Source organism: Streptomyces sp. CY-1 (assembly GCF_047218265.1).
In the GTDB taxonomy this organism is placed as follows: Bacteria; Actinomycetota; Actinomycetes; order Streptomycetales; family Streptomycetaceae; genus Streptomyces; species Streptomyces niphimycinicus.
Genome location: NZ_CP178393.1, coordinates 4,507,769 through 4,528,099 on the forward strand (window position 1 = coordinate 4,507,769; position 20,331 = coordinate 4,528,099).

The following is a 20,331-nucleotide window of genomic DNA, read 5'->3' on the forward strand; positions in this document are numbered from 1 at the left end:
CCATTCGGGTGAGGCAGGATGGGGAAGATGCGAAGAGGTCTGGTCCAATGTCTGGCGTGGGTCCTCGCGACTGGCGCCGCGGTCACGCTGTCGTGGTACGGCGTGCGGACCGTGCTGACCGGGACGGCCTACGATCCGCCGCGCGCGCTGCCGATCGCGGACGGCTCCCGTTCGGCGAGCGGGGCCTGGTCCTCCTCGACGCACCGGCCCAAACCGCCCTCGCCCTCGGCGACTTCACCTTCTTCTTCTTCCTCGTCCTCGCCTTCGCGTCCCGGGGCGGACGCGGGGGCCGATGGGGACAAGGACAAGGGTTCCGGTTCTGCGGGGCGCACCCGTAAGCCGACGCAGGCGCCGACCCGGCGGGAAACGGCGCGGCCGGAGGAGAGCGGAGAGGTGCGCAGCTATCCGGCCAAGGGCGGCCGGGCGGTCTTCGACATCCGGGCGGCGTCGGCGGATCTGGTCTCGGCCACACCGGACGGCGGCTGGCAGATGCAGGTGTGGAAGCAGACCGAGTGGATCCGGGTGGACTTCGTCTCCGGGGCCGACACCACCACGATCTTCTGCACCTGGCATGACGGCCCGCCGCAGGTCCGTATCGACGAGCACTAGCGGGGGCTGACTGGCTGCCGGTCCGCTCGGCTCGGCTCGGCTCAGGTGAAGACGGCGGGCGGCGGGGCCGGGGAGGGCGCGGCGGTCGCGTCGGTGACCGGGGCCGCGCCACCGGTGAAGTCCACGAGCGCGCGCCCGTGTTCGACCCGGGCGGGGTGCGGATCACCGGCGGCCCGGCGGGTGAGCTCGGCCAGCGGCAGCTCGCGGTCGGCGGCCAGCAGCACGGCGTTCCCGAAACGGCGGCCGCGCAGCAGGGCGGGGTCGGCGGTCAGACACACCTCGGCGAACGCGGCCCGGGCGGTGGCGATCTGGGCCTTCAGATGGGCCAGCGGCGGACCGTCGGCGAGATTCGCGGCGTACCACCCGTCCGGGCGCAGGGCGCGCCGCACCTCGGCCAGGAACTCCACACTGGTGAGATGGGCGGGCGTACGGGCCCCGCTGAAGACATCCGCGATGATCAGATCCGCCCAGCCGTCGGGCACCTTGGCGAGCCCGGCCCGGGCGTCGGCACCGCGCACCCGTATCCGGTCGCCGGGGTCCAGCGGCAGCTCACCGCGGACGAACTGGACGAGCGGGGCGTCGATCTCGATGATCTGCTGGGTGGAGCGGGGGCGGGTCGCCGCGATATAGCGGGCGAGCGTGAAGGCGCCGCCGCCCAGATGGACCGCGTGCAGCGGACGGCCGGGAGGGGCGACGAGATCGGCGAGGTGGCCGAATCTGCGCTGGTACTCGAAGTCGAGATATCCGGGGTCGTCAAGATCCACATGCGACTGCGGCTTGCCGTCGAGCAGCAGCGTCCAGCCGCGCCGCCGGTCCCGGTCCGGCACGAGCTCGGCGAGCCCCCCGTCGACGGATGCGGTGACCGGCTCAGGGCCGCGCCCTCGCGCCGCTCCGCGCCCGCGCGCGGCTCGCTTGTTCGTGCCTTTCGCCATGTGCCCCAGTATGCGGCGGACCACTGACAGCCGGTCGCCGGCAGGAAGGTCCGGATGGTCACCGCTGGTGGCGGCGGTCACCCGGGGTCCGGATTCACTGGCAGCGGTCGACGGCCTCGATCGTGCGGGCCGCCTCACCGAGCGCCGCCCGTAGCTCGGCGGGGTCGGTGGCGACCGTGTACGCCGCGTCGGGCGGCACCAGCCAGCCGGTGCCGATGCCGGGTGGCGGGTCGTCCCCGGCCGCTCCGGACGCGGTGTCTCCGGCTTCGGGGTCTCCGAAGGCGGCGTCCGCGGACGGGATGTCCCAGGGCCGGGACTCTCCGGTGTGGGTGTCTCCGGGTTGGGTGTCTCCGGCTTCGGCGGGAGTGCCGGTGCCGGAGCCGATATTTATCCGGATGCCACGCCCGGATGTCTGGGTGCATGCCGAGCCCGGCAGATCCCAGCCGTCCGCCGTTCCGGGCGGCACCAGGAAGCCTAGGGTGTCGCAGGCGTTGTCATGCAGGACGGGACCGAGGCCGTCGCACGCACGACGCAGGATGTCCACCGCTTCCAGCCCCTGGCGGGCGGGCACGGTGACGAGATCGCAGTCCTGGCGCTGGGGGTGCTGGGCAGTAGTCCGCGAGCGGCTGATGTCCACTCCGGCCTCCCTCTTCATCGGGTCGCACCTGATTCAACGCGCGGCGGTGTCAACGGCTACGGCCGAATGACGCCGTAAAGGATGGCAGTTCATGGCAGATCATGGGCGAGATGTGACGTTTGCCGGAAATATCCGAGTGTCGGAGATCTCGCAGCCGGTACGGTTCTCCCCCGCCCACCTGGCATCACCAAGGGAGAGGCACAGCATGACGCCGCTTCCGGAGCCCCCGCCTCCCCGGCCGAACACCGCGTTCCGCCGACTGCGCGGACAGCTCTCGCCCTCCGAGTTCGCGGCGTCCGTGCGCCGCGCGGCCCTCGAGATCGGCGAGCGGGTCTCCTGCGACGCCCGCTATATCGGCCGTGTCGAGTCGGGGGCGATCCGCTGCCCCAACTACGCCTACGAGCGGGTCTTCCGCCATATGTTCCCCGGTCGCACCCTTACGGATCTCGGCTTCGCCTCCCGTGAGTCGGTGCGCGGCCACCAGGCCCGCGGCCCCGCGGGCCCTCCCGTATCCGTACCCGTAACCGTCTCTGTATCGGTCCCCGGCCCGCGGCCCGGGCCTTCCGAGCCCCAGGGCAAGGGGACCGTCGACATCTTCGAGGAGAGCGAACTGCTACGGCGCTCGTTCATGACCGGTGGGGCGGCGGCCGCCGCCGTGGCCGCCGCGCCCCGGACCGGGACGCCGCCCCGGCGGGCGGGGCGACGGGTGGGAGAGGCCGAGGCCGCCGCCGTGGAGGAGGCCGTACGGCGGATCCGGGTGCTGGACGACCAGCACGGCGCCGATCCCCTCTACGCACACACCGCCAAGCCGCTGAGCGCCGCCTACGCACTGCTCGACGCGGGGGGCTACAGCCGCTCGATCGCCGAGCGGCTCTTCGCGGGCGCCGGTGAACTGGCCATCTCGGTGGGCTGGCTGGCCCATGACTCCGGGCGGCTGTCCGACGCGCGGTCGCACTACGCCGAGGCCCTGGCCACCGCACGCGTCTCCGGCGACGCCGCCCTGGAGACGCACGCGTTCTGCAACACCGCCTTCCTCGCCCGCGACGCCGGGCGCCCCCGCGAGGCCGTACGGGCGGCGCAGGCGGCTCAGCGGGTCGCCGAGCGGCTCGCCTCACCACGGCTGCTGTCGCTGCTCGCGCTGCGCGAGGCCGGGGGGCTCGCCTGGCTGCCCGACAGGGGCGGCTGTGAGCGGGCGCTGCTGCGCGCCCGGACGCAGTTCGGGCGCGGGCCCCGCGACGCCGACCCCGAGTGGATGAGCTTCTTCGGGGAGGCCGAACTGGAGGGGCTGGAGGCGCAGTGCTGGTCGGCGCTCGGCGACTGGAAACGCGCCGTGGAGCACGCCCGGCGCGCGGTCGCCCTCCAGAACCCGCATTTCACGCGCAATATCGCGCTGTTCACCACGGAGTTGGCGAGCGATCTGGTGGCCGGGGGCGCGCCGGACGCGGCCGCCGCCGCGGCCGGCCGGGCCCTGGGCCTGCTGGACCAGGTGAAGTCGTCACGGATCCGCCGGATGCTCGACGACACGGCCCGGATACTGCGTCCTTACGGTCGCGATGAGGCGGTCGCGGACTTCCTCGACCGCCATGACACGGCCGTCACCCGTCATGAGGCGACCGGCACCCGCCCTGAGGCAACCGGCACCCGTCATGAGGCGGCCGGCCGCGCCTGCCCGGTCTGACGCCGGTTCGGCTCTCAGTCGAGATGGCCGGTGTCGTTCCAGCGCTCGATGGCGGGTTCGCCGTACGCCCAGCCGAGCACCGACAGGGACGTCGGATCGAGCCGGATACGGGCGGCGAAGGAGGCGTCATGGCCGAGCCAACGGGCGCCCAGCGTCCGCAGGATGTGGCCATGCGCGAAGACCAGCACATCGCGGTCGGCCGAGCGCGCCCACTCCACGACCTCGTCGGCCCGCGCCGCGATCGAGCCGATCGACTCGCCCTCGGGCACCCCGTCGCGCCAGATGAGCCAGTCCGGCCGGGTGGCCTTGATCTCGGCGGGGGTCATCCCCTCGTACGCGCCGTAGTCCCACTCCAGGAGCGCGTCCCACTCCCGCGCCCGGTCGCCGAAGCCCGCCAGCTCACAGGTCTCCTTCGCCCGCGACAGCGGGCTGGTGCGCACCTCGACGTCCGCGAGGCCCGCCCAGGGGCCGTGGTGCAGCCGCTCGCCGAGCAGCTTGGCGCCCCGCCGCCCCTCGTCCAGCAGCGGGATGTCCGTACGGCCGGTGTGCTTCCCGGAGAGCGACCACCGCGTCTGTCCGTGCCGGGCCAGGAGGATGCGTGGGGGCATGGGTACTGCCTTCTTTCACCGGTTTCGCACCGCTGCGACGGCGTGCCCCATTACACGCCGCTGCCCGCGGTTTCATGCATTTTGCGGGACCGGCACATGGCCGATCGCCATCCCTCCATCATCGCGCATGTGATCGGCAGGCAACCTCCGGGGCACTCCTGGCGTCTTCCTGTCTGCGCGCGGGTCCGCCAGGGGGGTTCCGACAGTGGGCGCCGCTCGTGGACGGGGGCGGTGCGTGGGTCGCTTCGCCTACACCGTACGGTTGACCGCGCGCCTTCTTGTGGCCGCCTGAACTTTGGAGAGCGTCCGAATGCCCCATACGGTGCCCCGTGCCGGAGCAGCACAGGGCAGTCGGCCCCGTTGGTGGACCGAACTGCCGCTCATAGCGGTGGTGTACGCCGCCTACTCGGCCGGTCGGCTGCTGGCCCGCGGCGACGTGTCCACCGCCGTCGATCATGGTCTGGCGATCCTCCATTTCGAACAGCGTCTGAACATCGACTTCGAGTCGCCGCTGAACGATCTGTTCACGGCCCACGCACTGATAGGCATACCGGCGGACTTCGCCTACGCCTCGCTGCACTACGTCCTGACCCCCGCGATCCTGATGTGGATGTGGAAGCGCCGTAAGGCGTCGGACTACCGCTTTCTGCGCACCTGGCTGCTGGTCTCCACGATCATCGGGCTCATCGGCTTCACGCTGCTGCCGACCTGCCCGCCGCGGCTTCTGGAGGGGGGCCACGGCTTTGTCGACACCATGGCGCAGTACAAGGCGTACGGCTGGTGGGGCGGGGACGCCAGCGCACCGCGCGGCCTTGGCGGGCTGACCAACCAGTACGCGGCGATGCCCAGCCTCCACGTGGGATGGGCGCTGTGGTGCGGGGTCGCCCTGTGGCGGCACGGACGCTCGACCTGGACCAAGATCGCCGCGGTCGGCTATCCGCTGACGATCACACTCGTGGTGATGGGCACCGCCAACCACTACTTCCTGGACGCGGCCGCCGGCGCCGCCACCATGGGGCTCGGGGCGCTGCTGACGGTCCCCGCGCTGCGGCTCACGGAGTCCCTGCGCACTCGCCTGCGCCCGGCCCGCGAGACCGTCGCCTCCTCCCGAAACGCGGGTGTGCCCGCGAATGTCGGTGACAAGTGCGAGACTTCGGCGCGTGAACGGGAACGGATCCCCCGACAGCAGGACAGGGGCGCGGACAGGCAACGCACCGACGGTGCCGCGGATGACGGCGGCCGGGGAGCCGGTGCCGGTACCAGCGGCCGGGGAGCCGCTGCGGGCGGTCCGGCCCCCACGGCAGGTGACGGGGCTGCGGCAGCGGCTCGCTGAGCTGCGCGGCCCGGCCGCCGTTCCGCATCCGATGGACGCCCGCGCGCTGGCGGCGCTGGCCGCCAACCCGGGCTGCCGCCGCCGCGCGCTGCTGGACGGGGCCGGGGTCGACAAGGGGGCGCTGGCCTCGGCGCTGGGGGCTCCCGCGAACTTCGGCCAGTCGCAGTTCGCGCATCAGCGCGGCAACTCCTTCGAGGCCCGGGTCAAGGCGGACGGCGGCGCGGATCTGGTGCGGCTGCTGCATGAGCGGCTGCGTGACGGCTCGGAGCCGCCCGGTCCGGGCGCCGTCGCGACCCCCGATCTGACCGCGCCCGGGCCGCAGGGCCGCACGGCCCGTACGGCGCTCGCGCTGCGCGAGGCCACGGAGGCGGGGCGCTGGGCGCTGCTGGACCATCCGATGGTGAGCCTGGACGTCGCCGGCTCGCCCGCCTTCCTGGAGCCGGACGCGGTCGTGGTCCACCCCGACGGGTCGTGGACGGTCGTCGAGATCAAGTCCTTCCCGATGGTGGACGGCTCCGCCGACCCGGCCAAGGTGGGCGCGGCCGCCCGCCAGTCGGCGGTCTACACCCTGGCCCTGGAGCGGGTGGCGTCGATGATCGGCCGCCCGCCGGAGGACGGGGGCGACGCGGCAGACGCCGTGGACGCCGTGGACGTGGCGGAGACAGCAAGCGGGGCGAGGACGGCTGAGGCTGCCGGGGCGGCCGAAACGGCAGGCCCGGCGGGCGCGGCGGCCCCGGCTGTGGCGCGGGAGGCGGCAGCCCCGGTGACCCCGGCCGGAACGGCGGCGCGGGAGGGCTCGGTGGCCCCGGCGGGGGCCGCTTCCGTACGGGCCCGGGTGCGGTATCACGTGCTGCTCGTGTGCCCCAAGGACTTCTCCAACCTGCCGACCGCCGAAATGGTCGACGTGCGCAAGCAGCTCGCGGTCACCCGGCGGCAGCTCGACCGGCTGACCCGCATCGAGGAGATCGCCGCCGCCCTCCCCGAGGGCACCACCTTCGACCTCCGGTTCACCGACGACGGCCGGACCCCGACCCGGCCGGTCGAGGAGCTGACGGCCGCCGTCGAGGCGGTGGACGCGGCGTACGCCCCGGAGTGCCTGTCCACATGCGAGCTGGCCGCCCACTGCCGGACGCGGTCCCGCGCGGCGGGCCGGGTCGAGGCGCTGGGCCGTGGCGTCCGGGGCGAGCTGGGCGGGCTCACCACCATGGACGCCGTCCTTACGGCCGCCATGGAACGCCCCGCGGACGACTCCCCCACCGGCGACCCCACCGTGGACGCCCTGCGCCGCGCGGCGGCCCTGCGCGCCGAGGCGCTCGCGTCCCGCCCCGAGGCGGTGGCATGTCGCTGATCACCACCCTGGCCCGGATGGAGGCGGTCCGGGAGGGGCGGGCCCAGCCCCTGACCACCGTGCGCCACCGCCATCTGTCGGAGCGCCCGCTGGCGTTCGTCCCGCTCACCACCGCCGGTGAGGCGGGGGCGCCGCTCGGGGCGCTGGTGGGCACCGACCGGGACGCGCCGCGACTGCTGATCGTGGCCCAGCCGCGCGACCGCGACCTGCGGTTCGCGTTCCTCGCCGCGCTCGCGGAGGAGATCCAGCCGTATCTGGACTCGTACGCGGAGCAGGTCGAGCTGGAGGAGCGCAAGGAGACCGATCCGGAGACCGGTAAGAAGGTGCCGGTCCAGGTCGAGCTGTGCGAGGACGCGCCGCAGTTGCTGGTGCCCAGCGCCGCGGGCGTGGCGTTCGTCCGGCTGCTGGGCCGGTCGATGCGGTTCCGGCGGACCGCCGAGCAGGACCCGGAGACGCCCTTCCCGGCGCCCGCGCGGGTGCCGCTGCTCGGCCGCTGGCTGACCCACTACGGGGAGCGGTCGCGGGTGCCCGGCTCGTCTCTGCTGCTGTCGCTCACCGAGCTGCTGAGCCGTCACTGGGCGACCGGGCAGAGCAATCTGGAGGATCAGCACCTGGGCTCGCTGCTGGCCTGGATCGACCCCCCGGAGGGCGTGCCGGGGGCGGAGGCGGCGCTGCGGGCGGAGTCGGAGCGGGACGAGGACGGCCAGTTGCGCTGCCCGCCCGCCGGCCCGGCCACCGACCCCGCCTTCGACAACAAGCTGCTGGCACCGGCGATGTCCCGCTACGACGCGGCGCGTGCCGAGACATCCCAGGGCGTGGCAGGGGGCGAGGCGCGGCTGCGGCTCGCCGAGGCGGAGCTGCGCGGGCTGATCGAGTCGCAGTTGCGGCCCACCTGGGACGCCCTGTGGCACGGGGTGGATCTGCTGCGCGCCCTCCCGGAGGGCGCGCGGGTGGCGGACCGCTGGAAGCGGGACCGCTGGTCCTACACCGGCCACCGGGACCGGGTCCGGGCCGGGGAGCCGCCGCAGCCCAAGCGGGACGACGCGGTGACGGCGGCGCAGAAGCTCGCCGCGCGCGAGACCGCGCAGGCCCAGCTCGACGCCCATGAGGCGCTGGACGATCCGCTGGTCATGGCGGGGCGGCGGCTGGCCGGTGAGGCGTTCGCGGGCGAGGTGATCGATGTGGAGATGGCCTGGTCGGACGCGAAGGTGCCGCGCCCGCGCCCGCTGGTCACGGTCCGCACCGAGGACCGTCCGCATCTGGCCGAGCGGGTCAAGCTGCACCGGGTCATGGCCGACGGCAAGGCGCAGAGCGGGGAGTTCGCCGGTTTCGCGGACACCGAAAAGTCCGACAACGTCGACGGCGCGGACGCTCCGGGCGTCGCGGAGGACCCGGCCCGCGCGCTGGTGGTGCGGCTGACCGGCGGGATGGGCCGGGGCAAACAGCCCGAGCCGGGCTCGGTGCCCGAGAAGGGCGACCGGGTGTGCTGGACGCTGTTCGAGCACGCCCCGCGCGGCGGCCCGGAGCTGCCCGACGCGGAGAGCACTCCGTGGACCCACGGCGGCCCGCCGGACGCCGCCGCGCCCGCTCAGGGCCCCGAGCCCGACCCGATGACCGAGGAGGACTATCTGTGATCGCCGCGGACCCGGCCGCCGCCGCGGCCCATCTGGGCCGTGCCCGAGCGGGCGAGCCGTTCGACCCGTCGGCCGCGGCGGCGCGCTCGACCGAGGCGATCCTGCGGGACACGCTGCACGGAGCGGACCGCGGCGTCGTCGTGGACTCCCCGCCCGGTGCGGGCAAGTCGACGCTGGTGGTGCGGGCGGCGCGGGAGCTGGCCGCCGCCGGGCGGCCGCTGATGGTGGTCGCGCAGACCAACGCCCAGGTGGACGACCTGGTGGACCGGCTGGCCACGGCGGACCCCGATCTTCCGGTGGGGCGGCTGCACAGCAGCGATCCGCATCCGTACGACCCGGTGCTCGACGGTCATGCGTCGGTCCGCGCCTCCGCGAAGATCGCCGACCTCGCCGGGCTCGACATCGTCGTCTCCACGGCCGCGAAGTGGGCGCACATCAAGAACGTCGAGCCATGGCGGCACGCGATCGTGGACGAGGCGTACCAAATGCGCTCCGACGCGCTGCTGGCGGTCGCCGGGCTGTTCGAGCGGGCGCTGTTCGTGGGCGACCCGGGGCAGCTCGACCCGTTCAGCGTGGTGGGCGCCGATCAGTGGGCGGGGCTTTCGTACGACCCGTCGGCGAGCGCGGTCACCACCCTGCTCGCGCACAATCCGCGGCTTCCGCAGCACCGGCTGCCGGTGTCCTGGCGGCTGCCGGCCTCGGCCGCGCCGCTGGTCTCGGCCGCGTTCTATCCGTACACGCCCTTCCGCAGCGGCACCGGCCACGGCGAGCGGCGGCTGAGCTTCGGGGTGGCCTCCGACGGCTCAGGGCCGGACCGGGTGCTGGACGAGGCCGCCGAGTCCGGCTGGGGGCTGCTGGAGCTGCCCGCCCGGCGCACCCCGCGCACCGACCCGGAGGCGGTGGCGGCCGTGGCCCAGGTGGTGCGGCGGCTGCTGGACCGGGGCGCGGTGGCGGTCAGCGAGCGGTCCGACGAACCGCTGCCGGTCGTGGCGGACCGGATCGCGGTGGGCACGGCGCACCGGGACCAGGCGGCGGCGGTCCGGGCGGCGCTGACGGGGCTCGGGGTCTCCGGCGTCACCGTCGACACCGCCAATCGACTCCAAGGGCGTGAGTTCGAGGTCACGGTCGTTCTGCACCCGCTGTCGGGGCGGCCGGACGCCACGGCCTTCCACTTGGAGACGGGACGGCTGTGCGTGCTGGCGTCGCGGCACCGGCAGGCGTGTGTGGTGGTGTGCCGGGCGGGGGTGGCCGAGCTGCTGGACGAACATCCGTCCACGGAACCGGTGCAACTGGGCGTCACCGTGAAGTTCCCGGACGGCTGGGAGGCCAACCACGCGGTGCTGGCGCATCTGGCCGAGCACCGCGTGACATGGCGGCCGTGAGGGCGCGTTGACGGCCCCGTAAGAGCGCGTTGGGGGCACCGTAAGGGCGCGTTGGCGGCGGCCATGGCTGGCGTAAGGGCGGGTCGGAGGTGGCCGTAAGTGGCGCGGCGGAGGCCGGCGCAAAGCTGTGTCGGTGGCTGCCTCAAGGCCGTAACGGCGTGTCGGTGGCGGCCGTAAGGACCTCGCGTCGCCTGCGGCCGTACGGTGCGTCACCAGGAGCGACGGCCCGGCCATGGTTCAGGGGGCGGCTCGGTGGGGAGAGACCCCAGGTCGGCGGCGTACGGCGGGGGCGCCCTTGCCCTACGCGCGACAATGGAGACAACAGGCCCACCGCGAACCGTAGGTGCCTCACGACCCAGGAGGAGAGATCACATGCCCGAGCCGGATGCGGCTCAAGGCCGGCACGGCTCCGCGCCCCGGCGGCTGAAACCAGCGCCCCTGCTCTTCGAACCGGCCGCCGCCGCCTCGGACGAGGCGCACTTCTTCGACCTGGAGTCGATCGAGGACCCGCGTGAGCTGCTGTCCCGCTCGACGGAGCTGGTGCTGGCGTTCCGCGCGGCGACGGACCGGGCCATGGAGTTCCAGGCGATGGCGGCCGCCCAGCTCGCCGACCCGAGGCGGTTCGATCGGCTGACCCCCGCCGTGATCGCCGAGCGTGCCGAGTGGACCGAGGACTACGCCAAGAAGATGGTCGAGTTCGGCCGTGAGCTGATGCGGAGCGGCGAGCTGCCGGAATGACGGCAGGCGTGAGCCTGGGGCATATGCGGGCGGAAGATACCCGATGCCGACACCCGATGTCCCGGTTTCGCCGCATCTCTCTACACCGTCATCGCCGACGGTAAAGGTGGAAACATGACCAGAACGCCGCAGGACGCACTTCACACCGCCGCCTACGTCACCCCGGCGGGCGCGGACTGGCTCGCCTCGGCCAGCGCCTCGCCGCGCGGTGTGCAGGCCCTGTGGGCCGCTGCCCCGACCGCCGCGGTGACGCTGCCGTGCGGTACGGCGTTCGACGTCATCAGCATGGACGCGCTCTTCGGCCGCCGGGTGGTGGGCCGGTTATGGACCGACGGCCCCGGCACCGGACCGGTCGCGGCCCGGGGCGGCCGCGTCCTGCTCTTCGCCACCCCGGGGACCGCCCAGCGGCTGCCCGCGCTGCTCGGCTGGGAGGAGTGGGGCGCGACCGCTCCCCCGCTGCTCTGCTACGGGCGGGGCGACGCGGTGACCGTGCCGCCGCTGTTCCCGCCGGACCCCGATCCGCCGGAGGCGGCGCCCGTGGAGCGCGATGCCCGGGAGACCGACGCCCGGGAGCGCGATGCCCGGGAGACCGGGACCCCGGAGTGCGGCGCCCGGGAGTGCGCCCCGGTGCCGTCCCCGCGCTGGCTGGTCGCGCCCGATGTCCGCAAGCCCTGGCTGCCCGGTCCCGAGGTGCTGCTGTGGGCCTGTGTGAGGGCGGCCCGCGCCGCCGGTTGTGATCTTGTCGGCACGGCTGTGACCAGCGCACCCGCCGTTTTTCCGGGCTGAAAGTTATCGATTTTCACTCCGTGGCGTCCGGGTGCTAAGGTCTCCTACGTCAGCAGGCGCCGCTAGCTCAGTTGGTTAGAGCAGCTGACTCTTAATCAGCGGGTCCGGGGTTCGAGTCCCTGGCGGCGCACAGACGGCGAAAAGCCCCTCACCTCGGTGAGGGGCTTTTCGCGTGCAGCGGCGCTCACATCGTCGGGCCCGTGAGCCGGGTGACCGCCAGGACCGCCTTGTCCGGGCCGGGCATCGCCAGCGCCTCCCGCCGCAGGGCGTGCGCCGCCGCCGTGTACGAGGGCTGCTCCAGCAGTGTGAACAGGTCCAGGGCCAGCCGCCCGCCCGCCGCCCGCGCCCCCTGCCGGGTGCCGTCGAGGGCGTCGGCGGGCAGATACATCCCGGCGCCCGTCCGGGCCAGCCGCGCCCCGTTGAGCTGCTGCTCGAGGCGGGGCGCGACGACCAGTTGCGGCACCCCGGCCGTGGCGGCGGCCAGCACCGCCGCGCCCCCGCCCTGGTGGAGCAGGGCCCGGCAGCCCGGCAGCACCCGGTGCAGCGGCCCGGCGGGCGGCCGCCCCTCGGCGGCGCTGCCGACCCGGACGACCTCCACGCCCCGCGCCTCGGCGGCCCACAGCGCCGCCCTTACGGCGTCCGGCGGGCCACTGGCGTCGTCCCAGGCCGCGCACACCCGCACCGGCCCGGAGCGCCTGGGGCCGCCCGGCGCGCGCCGCCCGTTCGGCGCGACGGCCTGGCGCGCCGGGTGCGGCCCGGCGCGGAGGGCCTCGTAAGGCGACCGTGTCTCATGCGGCGGCGACCCGTCCTGCGGAACGAGGCGCACCGGCAGCCGCCGCGCCCGCGAGGGCAGCGCGAGGCTCGGCGGGCAGGGGTCGAGCCAGAGGTCGGGCTCGCGCGCCGGGTCGGCGCCGTAACGCCGCATCAGCCGGGCGTAGCCGGGCAGCGGCGGGCCGTCGAGCCGCTGCCGGTCCAGCCGCAGCACGGCCGCGCTCCCCCAAAGCTGGCCGATCGCGGGCACCCCCAGCGCCCCCGCGGCGACCGTGCCCGCGTACGCGCCGGCGTCATGCACCACCAGCTCCGGCTGCCAGCAGCGGGCGAAGGCCACCAGGCCCTGGGCCATCGCCTCGGCGATCCGCACCTGCCGATCGCCCAACGCACGCAGCACACCGTGCTGCTCCGCGGTGAACGCGGCGGGCCGCACCGGCCAGTCCGTCGGCCAGATGCCGCGCGGGCGCCGCGTCGCGTCCGGCGCCCTGACCACCGCCACCGGCAGGGCACCGATCTGCACCGGCACCAGGCCGGTCCGGGCGACGGCCGCCGCGCACTCGGACGGCACCGCGACCCGCACCTGGTGCCCGGCGCCGAGCAGGGCGCGCGCCAGCGGCACCATGGGAACGAGATGGGCGCCAGAGGCCCAGGTAGTGAAGAGGATGCGCACGGTTCACCTCCCGCAGAGGTCGAGCCGGCCGGGCCGCCCCGTCCGGCCGATGGACATGACACCGAGCCGACCATCGCTCCCCAAGCCGGGCTCAGCGGCACCCCGCGAGCGTCAGCGCTTCGCCGGTGATCGTGCCGTTGGCCGCCGAGCACAGGAAGAGGAGGGTGCGGGCGATGCCCTCGGGGGTGGTGGAGGACCGGCCGGGCGAGGTGAACGGCCGGGCGGGCGAGGTCGGCGGCCGGTCCGGCGGAGTCGGCGGCCGGTCGGGCGAAGTGGGCGGCCGGTCGGGCGGGGTGGGCCCGGGGCACACCGCGTTGATCAGCACTCCGTCGCCGCCCACTTCGCCCGCCAGACCGCGGACCAGACCGTGCAGCCCGGCCCGCTCCACCGCGTGGAACTCCCCGTCGGTCGCGCCGTCCGGTGCCTGCGGCGAGGCCACCAGCGCGATCCGGCCCCAGCCGCGCTTGCGCATCCCGGCGACGGCCCACTGGACGGTACGGACCGCGGGCACGAAGCCGTCGGCGACCAGCGGCCGCCAGTGCTCCTCCGGTACGTCCTCGAACCGGGTGTGCGGATCGCGTCGTGCGCCCCGCCGCCGGGCGGCCGCCACCAGCACGTCCAGCCCGCCCCAGTACTCCTCCACGGCCGCCACGACCCAGCGCGGCGACGCGGCGTCGTCCAAGGCGTACGGCACGGCGAAGGCCCGACCGCGGTCCGGCCCGGACAGCTCCGCGGCCAGCGCCTCGGCCGCCTCGCGGTGGTGCCGGAAGGCGAGCGCCACCCGGGCGCCCTGCTCCGCGAAGGCGCGTGCGGTGGCCCGGCCGATGGCCCCGGTGGCCCCGGTGACCAGGACCGTGCGCCCCTCCAGGCCGAGGTCCAACATGGGCGCTCCTCGCGGTCGTTCCCACTGAGAAGGCCATGGTCGCCGCCGTGACTCGAGTCCGCCTCGACCCGCGCCCGAGGCTGCCCAGGGGACCGCTCGGCGACTATCCGGCGTTTCGCTGGAAGGAGGAGCGATAGCTGTGCGGGCTGGTGCCGACGACGCGCTTGAAGCGGTCCCGGAAGGAGGTGGGCGAACCGAAGCCGACCTGGGTGGCGATGCGCTCGACCGGGTGGGTGGTGGCCTCCAGCAGATACTGCGCCTGCCGTATCCGGGCGCGGTGCAGCCACTGCAACGGGGTGGTCCCGGTGTGCTCCCGGAAGCGGCGGTTGAGGGTGCGGGTGCTCATGCCGATATGGGCGGCGATCTCGTTGAGGGTGAGGTCCCGTCCGGCGTTGTCCTCCATCCACCGCAGCAGGGGTTCGAACAGCGATCCGCGCGGTACGGGCGGTTGGTCGTGAACGATGAACTGGGCCTGCCCGCCCTCCCGTTCCAGGGGCATCACGGACAGCCGCGCGGCGTCGGCGGCCACGGCGGAGCCATGGTCGCGCCGGATCATATGCAGACACAGATCGAGCCCGGCCGCGGCGCCCGCCGAGGTGAGGAACTGGCCGTTGTCCACATAGAGCACATCCGGGTCGACCTGGATCTTCGGATGGAGCTCGGAGAGCAGCGCACCGACGAGCCAGTGGGTGGTGGCCCGGTGTCCGTCGAGCAGCCCGGTGGCGGCGAGGACGAAGGCCCCGGTGCAGATCGAGGCGATACGGGTGCCCCGGTCGGCGGCGTCCCGCAGGCCGTCGATCACCTCGTCGGGGACCGGGAGCAGGACGTCGCCGCGGCCGGGCACGACGATCGTGTCGGCCTCGGCGAGCGCCTCGAGCCCATACGGGACCTGGAGGGCGAACACCCCGGCGTCGACGCTGGGGACGGGGCCGCAGACCCGGACCCGGTAGGGCTCCCGGCCGTCGGGCAGCCGGGTGCGGCTGAAGACCTCGATCGGGGTGGCCAGATCGAAGGGGATGACCTGGTCCAGCGCCAGGATCACGACAGTGTGCATGGCCTCAACCTAGGCGGTGCGGTAGACGAGGCCGAAGCCGGGGTGGCGAGAAGCAGGTGTAGAGGTGGTTTCCGGCCATCGCGCTCCGGGGTGTCATGTCCGGCCGCACACTCCGGCGTCGGCGATGCGGATCGACGGGTTCCCGTAGGCCATGCGCTGAAGGATCTTGCGATAGAGCGGCGTACGACGCAGCGCCCGCGCGAGACGGGGGCGCACCCGGGTGGTGAACGCGCCCTGCGAGAGGATCGCCCGGCTCTGGAGGGTCTGCATCCGCATCACCGCCGCGATATCGGGCCCGCGCCGCCGCTCGAACTCCGCCAGCCGCTCGGCGCTGGTGTCGCCCTCGGCCAGGGCGCGGGCCAGCAGGGGGTGCAGCACCACCGCGTCCTGCACCGCGAGGTTGATGCCCTGGGCGCCGATCGGGCTGTGGGTGTGGGCGGCGTCGCCGATCAGCACCAGTCCATCGGCGACCCAGCGCTCGGCGCGTGCGGAGAAGACCTCGAGCACACCGTAGTCGGCCGGGGTGCGGATCTGATCGCGGATCAGCGTGGCGTACTCCGGCACGGCACGCACCAGCCGCTCCTTGACATGGTCGAGGCCAAGGGCGGCGATATGGCCGTAGCGCCGGTGCGGCAGGGTCCAGCCGATCTGGATGCGGTTCGGCCAGGAGCCGTAGACCAGCACCGGGCCGCCGCCGGTGCGGAACACCCGCACATCGCGGAGCGGCGGCTCCTCCCGGGGCGCGATGAGCGTGCACCACAGCACATCCTGGGCGAACGCGTCGGCGCGGCCCGCCCCGATGCCCACCAGCCGCCGGATCCGGGAGAACCGGCCGTCCGCGCCGACGACGACCCGGGCCCGTACCGCACAGCGGCCAGGCGGTCCCTCGGCGATGACCCCGGCGATCCGCTCCTCCCGCCACAGCAGGGCCCCGGCCCGCCGTCCGGGCAGATAGCGGAAACCGGGCGAGCGGCGGCAGCGGGCGAGCAGCTCATCCAGCAGATGCGGGCGCGGAACGCTCAACAGGTGGTCGTGCGGGGCCGCGAGCAGCCGGTAGTCGGCCTCCAGCAGCACTCGCTCGCCCTCGATCACCAGGAACCGGTCGTGCTCATGGGCACCGCGGGCGCGTGCGCCGGCCAGCACATCGAGCGCGTCCAACAGCGCCATCGCGCCGGGCTGGAGGATTTCGCCGCGGAACACGCGCTGATGCGCGCGGGCGCACTCCACCACGGTCACCCGGGCCCCCGACCGCAGCATCAGCAGCGCCAGCACCAGACCGGCCGGGCCGCCGCCGACCACGCACACATCGGTGTCGATCTCGCGCGTCATCGCGCCTCCTGCTGGTCGAGCGCCTGCGGCAGCCCCTGGACGCACTACGGCTCCGCTTGCCCGCGCGGGGGGATCGGGCAGCGGAGCCGTAGCAAGCCCGGCTGAAGGGCGGCGCCGGGCGTTCTGGGGGGGGAGGGTTCGCCGGACGGGGACGGCTGGGGGAACTTACGGGGCTCCGGACGAGGGCGGTGGGGGGCTATTGGGGCTATTGGCTGTGGACTGTTGGCTGTGGACTGACTGTTGGCTGTGGACTGTCGGTCTTATGCGGCGAACAGGTCGAGCACCGGGCGGCGCCAGTGGCCCTCCAGGTCCAGATCGAGCGCCGGGTCGGAGGCGAGCACCGCCTGCTGGAGCTTCTGGAGTCGCGGCGACGGCTCCAGTCCGAGGTCCTCGACCAGTCTGGCGCGCAGCCCCTGGTAGACCTCCAGCGCCTGCCAGGGGCGGCCCGCGCGGTAGAGCGCGGCCATGCACTGGGCGTGCAGCCCCTCGTGCAGCGGATGACGGGCGGTCAGCTCGGTCAGCTCCGTGAGCAGCTCGGCATGGCGGCCCAGCCGCAGATCGGCCTCGATACGGCGCTCCAGGACGCCGAGCCGGCTCTCCTCCAGACGGGCCAGCTCGATCTCCAGGACCGGCCCGACCTTCACATCCACCAGCGCGGGGCCGCGCCAGACGGCCAGCGCCTCGCGCAACAGCAGGGACGCCTGCACATCGTCCCCGGCGTCCAGCGCGTCCCGCCCCGCGGCCACCAGCCGGTCGTACTCATGGATGTCCACCGCGCCCGGCTGGGCCTCCAGCACATATCCGCCGTAGCGCGTGGCGAGGACGTCCTTGGAAGCCTGCGGGGCCTGCGGTCCATAGGCCGCGGCCAGCCTGCGGCGCAATTGCAGGATGTAGGTCTGCAAAGTGGTGAGTGCGCTGCGCGGCATCTGCGTGCCCCAGATTTCCTCCATAAGAGTGGGCACCGGCAGCATCTGGTTGGCGTAGACGGAAAGCAGTGCAAGGATCTGGCGCGGCTTGCCCGCGCTGGGCACGATCGACTGACCGCACGCCTCGACGCTCAGCGGCCCCAACACCTTGATGTCCATGGTCGTGTACCTCCGTCAACGGTCCGTCAAGTGCCTCCTGGCCGCGCGGCCCTGCCACCGAGGCATTTAAGAGCCTCGCTTGTGGGCGACCTGTGCGGCCAGTGCCGGAGTAACGAGCTCGATATGAGTTCCAGAGCGCCGCACCATGACAAATTCACACCCTGGCGATGAGAGAGTCCGCGATGACCGATACGCCTGTCCCCTATGAGTCCACGAGCCCCGCCGTCCTGGCTCATTCCGCCGAGAACACCGAGGTCACCGGGGTCGTCGAGACCGCCGAGCGCGCCAGGATCGTCCAGCGTGCCGGGGCCACGAGGACCGCCGCCGAGGCCGTTCAGCCGCCCGCCGAGGGCGACGACCTGGTCATCGAGGACCTCTCCGACGCCGCCTGGCCCATCGGCGCGCCCGCCATCTGCATCTGCACCGTCGGCGTCGAATGACCGGCCGATGACCGGCGAACTGGGCTTCACACCACATCTGCGGGTCGAGCCGGTGCCGGGCGAGGCCGTGTATCTCGTCTCCGAGCACGGGGTCACGGCGCTGCACGGGCGGGCGATCGCCGCGCTCGCGCCGCTGCTCGACGGGTCGCGGGACCTCGCCCACATCCTCATGGAGGCCGCCGCGCCCGCCCGTGCCGCGGGTCCGCCCGGCGCGGTCACGGCGGGGCAGGCCGAGCGCGTGATCGCCCGCCTGCGCGCGGCCGGGCTGGTCTCCGAGCGGGACCACGCCTGGACCCCCGAGGAGGCGTACTGGGAGCTGGCCGGGCTGACCACCGCGGGCGGCCCGGCCCCGGCCGCCGCGCCCCCGCCGTCCCGCCCCACCGTGGCCCCGCTGGTCCTCGGCTCGGCCGACCCGGGCGAGGTGGTCCGGGCGCTGCGCGCCGCGGGGCTGCGGATCGCGGACCTGAGGGCCGTGGATCTGAGGACCGTGGCCGGGAAGGCGGCGGACGGCGATCCGACGGCTCCTGGGGCCGTTAGCCCCCGGCGAGAGATATGTCAAATCGCCCCCCGTCAACATGACGACGCAGAACTCACCCTTGTGGTGTGCGATGACTACCTCGATCCGCGGCTCGCCGCCGTGGACGCCGCCCACCGCGCCGCCGGCCGTCGCTGGCTGCCCGTCAAACCGGTGGGCACCCAGGCGTGGCTGGGCCCGTTCCTCGGCGCTCCCGACGACCCGTGCTGGGTCTGCCTGGCCGACCGGCTGTGGCGCGGACGGCAGGCCGAGGCGTATCTCCAGCACCGGCTCGGCCGCCCAGGACCGGTGCCGCGCCCGCCCGCCTCACTGCCCGCGAGCCGCGCCGCCGCGCTCCAGCTCGCCGCCCTGGAGGCCGCCAAGTGGCTGGCCGGGCACCGGCATCCGGGCCAGCGGGAGCTGCGCACCCTGGACAGCCTCACCGCCACCGTGGACCGCCATCCGCTCTCCCGGCGCCCGCAGTGCGCCGGCTGCGGCGATCCGGCGCTGGTCGCGGCCCGGATACGGGCGCCCCTGGCGCTGCCGTCGCCACGGGAGCCGCTGGCCGAAACCGGCACCGGCACCTCCCCGCGCCGGATCATGGAGCGCTACGGACATCTGGTGGACCCGGTCACCGGGCTGGTCACCGAGATCCGGCGCGATCCGCGCGGCCCCGCCGTCCTCAACTGCTTCCACGCCCGCCACCCTTCGTACGCGGGAGCGGTCCCCCAGAGCGGCCTGGACGCCGTAAGGGCCGGGCTGCGGGCCGCCGCCCACGGTAAGGGCCGCACCGCCGAGCAGGCGCGGGCGAGCGCGCTGTGCGAGGCACTGGAGCACTACAGCGGCCATTTCCAGGGGGACGAGCCGCGGCAGCGCGCCCGCTACCGCGATCTGCACCCGGACGACGCGGTGCACCCGGACACCGTCCAGCTCTTCGACCAGCGGCAGTTCCGGGACCCCGCCCTCCCCGCGCGCCACCGGATCCACGACCCGTTCGACGAGGGCGCGGAGCTGGACTGGACCCCGGTGTGGTCGCTGACCGCCGAGCGCCACCGGCTGCTGCCCACCGCGCTGTTGTACTACGGCGCCCCGCAGCCCCCGGGCCGCCGCTGCTGCCGTGCGGACTCCAACGGCGCGGCGGCGGGCGGCACGCTGGCCGACGCCGTCGTACGGGGCTTCCTGGAGCTGGTGGAGCGGGACGCGGTCGCCCTGTGGTGGTACAACCGCACCCGGCAGCCCGCCGTGGCCCTGGACGCCTTCGACGACCCGTGGCTGGCCGAAGTGCGCGCCGTCCACCGGGGATTGCGGCGCGAGGTGTGGGCCCTGGACCTCACCACGGACTTCGGCATCCCGGTGGTCGCCGCGCTCTCCCGGCGCCTCGACAAGCCCGCCGAGGACATCACCCTCGGCTTCGGCGCCCACTTCGACCGGCACACCGCGCTGTGCCACGCCTTCGCCGAGCTGAACCAGATGCTCCCGGCGGTGGTCGAGGCCCGTGCCGACGGCGGGGGCTACGGCGCCGCCGAGCCCGAGGCGCTGCGCTGGTTCCGTACCGCGGCCCTGGCCGGCCATCCGTATCTGACGCCCGATCCGGCCGCCGTACCGCCCCCGGGGATATCCGGCCTCCCGGAGGGCGGCGCACTGGCCGCCGTAAGGGAGTTGGCGCGGCAACGCGGGATGGAGTTGCTGGTGCTGGACCAGACCCGGCCGGATGTGGGGCTGCCGGTGGCCAAGGTGCTGGTGCCCGGAATGCGCCCGCACTGGGCCCGGTTCGCGCCCGGCCGGCTCTTCGACGTCCCGGTCGCGCTCGGGCGGCTGCCGGGGCCCACGCCCTACGCGGATCTCAACCCGATTCCGTTTTTCCTGTGATCCCCCGTGATAACCGGTAACTCTGCGTACA

General features: G+C 74.1%; 18 protein-coding genes and 1 tRNA gene. 11 read left to right on the top strand and 8 right to left on the bottom strand.

From position 1 onward, the window contains the following. Nucleotides 1-27: 27 nt before the first annotated feature. A complete protein-coding gene (locus ACK1X7_RS18995; RefSeq protein WP_398159912.1) occupies nucleotides 28-609 on the top strand; it encodes a hypothetical protein in 582 nt (193 codons plus the stop codon). Nucleotides 610-650: 41 nt separating this feature from the next. On the opposite strand, the gene ACK1X7_RS19000 is transcribed toward ACK1X7_RS18995, so the two are convergent. Both ACK1X7_RS19000 and ACK1X7_RS19005 read right to left on the bottom strand, forming a co-directional pair. Beyond that, nucleotides 651-1,541, bottom strand: a complete 891-nt coding sequence (locus ACK1X7_RS19000) for a spermidine synthase (protein ID WP_390793559.1) — start codon at nucleotides 1,539-1,541, stop codon at nucleotides 651-653. Nucleotides 1,542-1,635: 94 nt separating this feature from the next. Then, nucleotides 1,636-2,196, bottom strand: a complete 561-nt coding sequence (locus ACK1X7_RS19005; RefSeq protein WP_398159914.1) for a hypothetical protein — start codon at nucleotides 2,194-2,196, stop codon at nucleotides 1,636-1,638. Nucleotides 2,197-2,383: 187 nt separating this feature from the next. On the opposite strand from ACK1X7_RS19005, the gene ACK1X7_RS19010 reads away from it, so the two are divergent. Beyond that, entirely contained in the window at nucleotides 2,384-3,856 is a 1,473-nt protein-coding gene (locus ACK1X7_RS19010) for a tetratricopeptide repeat protein (RefSeq protein ID WP_390793557.1), read from the top strand. A 14-nt stretch (nucleotides 3,857-3,870) separates the two neighbouring features. On the opposite strand, the gene ACK1X7_RS19015 is transcribed toward ACK1X7_RS19010, so the two are convergent. Next, entirely contained in the window at nucleotides 3,871-4,464 is a 594-nt protein-coding gene (locus tag ACK1X7_RS19015; protein WP_216348130.1) for a histidine phosphatase family protein, read from the bottom strand. Nucleotides 4,465-4,774: 310 nt separating this feature from the next. Here ACK1X7_RS19015 and ACK1X7_RS19020 point away from each other — a divergent pair, with 310 nt between their 5' ends. The 7 genes from ACK1X7_RS19020 (at nucleotide 4,775) to ACK1X7_RS19050 (ending at nucleotide 11,815) form a co-directional block, all read left to right on the top strand. After that, entirely contained in the window at nucleotides 4,775-5,797 is a 1,023-nt protein-coding gene (locus ACK1X7_RS19020) for a phosphatase PAP2 family protein (RefSeq protein WP_413115385.1), read from the top strand. After that, nucleotides 5,694-7,145 (top strand): hypothetical protein, encoded by a 1,452-nt coding sequence (locus tag ACK1X7_RS19025; protein WP_413115386.1) that lies wholly within the window; start codon nucleotides 5,694-5,696, stop codon nucleotides 7,143-7,145. The genes ACK1X7_RS19020 and ACK1X7_RS19025 overlap by 104 nt, the downstream gene beginning before the upstream one ends. Continuing rightward, a complete protein-coding gene (locus ACK1X7_RS19030) occupies nucleotides 7,136-8,779 on the top strand; it encodes a hypothetical protein (protein ID WP_413115387.1) in 1,644 nt (547 codons plus the stop codon). The genes ACK1X7_RS19025 and ACK1X7_RS19030 overlap by 10 nt, the downstream gene beginning before the upstream one ends. Before the next feature lie 32 nt (nucleotides 8,780-8,811). Then, complete coding sequence (locus ACK1X7_RS19035; RefSeq protein WP_413116890.1) at nucleotides 8,812-10,161, top strand: AAA family ATPase; 1,350 nt, start codon at nucleotides 8,812-8,814, stop codon at nucleotides 10,159-10,161. Nucleotides 10,162-10,533: 372 nt separating this feature from the next. Further along, nucleotides 10,534-10,899: a hypothetical protein gene (locus ACK1X7_RS19040; protein ID WP_385140817.1), complete on the top strand. Its 366-nt coding sequence runs from the start codon at nucleotides 10,534-10,536 to the stop codon at nucleotides 10,897-10,899. A gap of 114 nt (nucleotides 10,900-11,013) precedes the next feature. Continuing rightward, a complete protein-coding gene (locus tag ACK1X7_RS19045; protein ID WP_398159917.1) occupies nucleotides 11,014-11,685 on the top strand; it encodes a bifunctional DNA primase/polymerase in 672 nt (223 codons plus the stop codon). A 56-nt stretch (nucleotides 11,686-11,741) separates the two neighbouring features. Beyond that, nucleotides 11,742-11,815 (top strand) — tRNA-Lys (locus tag ACK1X7_RS19050). Between the two features lie 54 nt (nucleotides 11,816-11,869). On the opposite strand, the gene ACK1X7_RS19055 is transcribed toward ACK1X7_RS19050, so the two are convergent. The 5 genes from ACK1X7_RS19055 to ACK1X7_RS19075 all read right to left on the bottom strand — a co-directional run bounded on the left by ACK1X7_RS19055 (nucleotide 11,870) and on the right by ACK1X7_RS19075 (nucleotide 17,477). Then, entirely contained in the window at nucleotides 11,870-13,126 is a 1,257-nt protein-coding gene (locus ACK1X7_RS19055) for a nucleotide disphospho-sugar-binding domain-containing protein (RefSeq protein WP_413115388.1), read from the bottom strand. A 91-nt stretch (nucleotides 13,127-13,217) separates the two neighbouring features. Beyond that, nucleotides 13,218-14,009, bottom strand: a complete 792-nt coding sequence (locus ACK1X7_RS19060) for an SDR family NAD(P)-dependent oxidoreductase (protein ID WP_385140808.1) — start codon at nucleotides 14,007-14,009, stop codon at nucleotides 13,218-13,220. A 103-nt stretch (nucleotides 14,010-14,112) separates the two neighbouring features. Next, nucleotides 14,113-15,063, bottom strand: coding sequence for a GlxA family transcriptional regulator (locus tag ACK1X7_RS19065; protein ID WP_385140805.1), 951 nt, complete (start codon nucleotides 15,061-15,063; stop codon nucleotides 14,113-14,115). Nucleotides 15,064-15,156: 93 nt separating this feature from the next. Next, entirely contained in the window at nucleotides 15,157-16,392 is a 1,236-nt protein-coding gene (locus ACK1X7_RS19070) for an FAD-dependent monooxygenase (RefSeq protein WP_385140802.1), read from the bottom strand. A 260-nt stretch (nucleotides 16,393-16,652) separates the two neighbouring features. Beyond that, complete coding sequence (locus ACK1X7_RS19075) at nucleotides 16,653-17,477, bottom strand: AfsR/SARP family transcriptional regulator (protein WP_385140800.1); 825 nt, start codon at nucleotides 17,475-17,477, stop codon at nucleotides 16,653-16,655. Nucleotides 17,478-17,659: 182 nt separating this feature from the next. Here ACK1X7_RS19075 and ACK1X7_RS19080 point away from each other — a divergent pair, with 182 nt between their 5' ends. Both ACK1X7_RS19080 and ACK1X7_RS19085 read left to right on the top strand, forming a co-directional pair. Continuing rightward, nucleotides 17,660-17,917 (top strand): hypothetical protein, encoded by a 258-nt coding sequence (locus tag ACK1X7_RS19080; protein WP_385140797.1) that lies wholly within the window; start codon nucleotides 17,660-17,662, stop codon nucleotides 17,915-17,917. Between the two features lie 7 nt (nucleotides 17,918-17,924). Then, entirely contained in the window at nucleotides 17,925-20,300 is a 2,376-nt protein-coding gene (locus tag ACK1X7_RS19085; protein WP_413115389.1) for a TOMM precursor leader peptide-binding protein, read from the top strand. The last annotated feature ends 31 nt before the right edge of the window (nucleotides 20,301-20,331 follow it).

Coding starts and splice junctions, on each gene's coding strand:
- ACK1X7_RS19020 (WP_413115385.1), top strand. CDS start 4,775: ATGCCCCATACGGTGCCCCGTGCCGGAGCAGCACAGGGCAGTCGGCCC.
- ACK1X7_RS18995 (WP_398159912.1), top strand. CDS start 28: ATGCGAAGAGGTCTGGTCCAATGTCTGGCGTGGGTCCTCGCGACTGGC.
- ACK1X7_RS19010 (WP_390793557.1), top strand. CDS start 2,384: ATGACGCCGCTTCCGGAGCCCCCGCCTCCCCGGCCGAACACCGCGTTC.
- ACK1X7_RS19075 (WP_385140800.1), bottom strand. CDS start 17,477: ATGGACATCAAGGTGTTGGGGCCGCTGAGCGTCGAGGCGTGCGGTCAG.
- ACK1X7_RS19005 (WP_398159914.1), bottom strand. CDS start 2,196: ATGAAGAGGGAGGCCGGAGTGGACATCAGCCGCTCGCGGACTACTGCC.
- ACK1X7_RS19080 (WP_385140797.1), top strand. CDS start 17,660: ATGACCGATACGCCTGTCCCCTATGAGTCCACGAGCCCCGCCGTCCTG.
- ACK1X7_RS19000 (WP_390793559.1), bottom strand. CDS start 1,541: ATGGCGAAAGGCACGAACAAGCGAGCCGCGCGCGGGCGCGGAGCGGCG.
- ACK1X7_RS19065 (WP_385140805.1), bottom strand. CDS start 15,063: ATGCACACTGTCGTGATCCTGGCGCTGGACCAGGTCATCCCCTTCGAT.
- ACK1X7_RS19015 (WP_216348130.1), bottom strand. CDS start 4,464: ATGCCCCCACGCATCCTCCTGGCCCGGCACGGACAGACGCGGTGGTCG.
- ACK1X7_RS19045 (WP_398159917.1), top strand. CDS start 11,014: ATGACCAGAACGCCGCAGGACGCACTTCACACCGCCGCCTACGTCACC.
- ACK1X7_RS19070 (WP_385140802.1), bottom strand. CDS start 16,392: ATGACGCGCGAGATCGACACCGATGTGTGCGTGGTCGGCGGCGGCCCG.
- ACK1X7_RS19030 (WP_413115387.1), top strand. CDS start 7,136: ATGTCGCTGATCACCACCCTGGCCCGGATGGAGGCGGTCCGGGAGGGG.
- ACK1X7_RS19025 (WP_413115386.1), top strand. CDS start 5,694: ATGACGGCGGCCGGGGAGCCGGTGCCGGTACCAGCGGCCGGGGAGCCG.
- ACK1X7_RS19085 (WP_413115389.1), top strand. CDS start 17,925: ATGACCGGCGAACTGGGCTTCACACCACATCTGCGGGTCGAGCCGGTG.
- ACK1X7_RS19060 (WP_385140808.1), bottom strand. CDS start 14,009: ATGTTGGACCTCGGCCTGGAGGGGCGCACGGTCCTGGTCACCGGGGCC.
- ACK1X7_RS19040 (WP_385140817.1), top strand. CDS start 10,534: ATGCCCGAGCCGGATGCGGCTCAAGGCCGGCACGGCTCCGCGCCCCGG.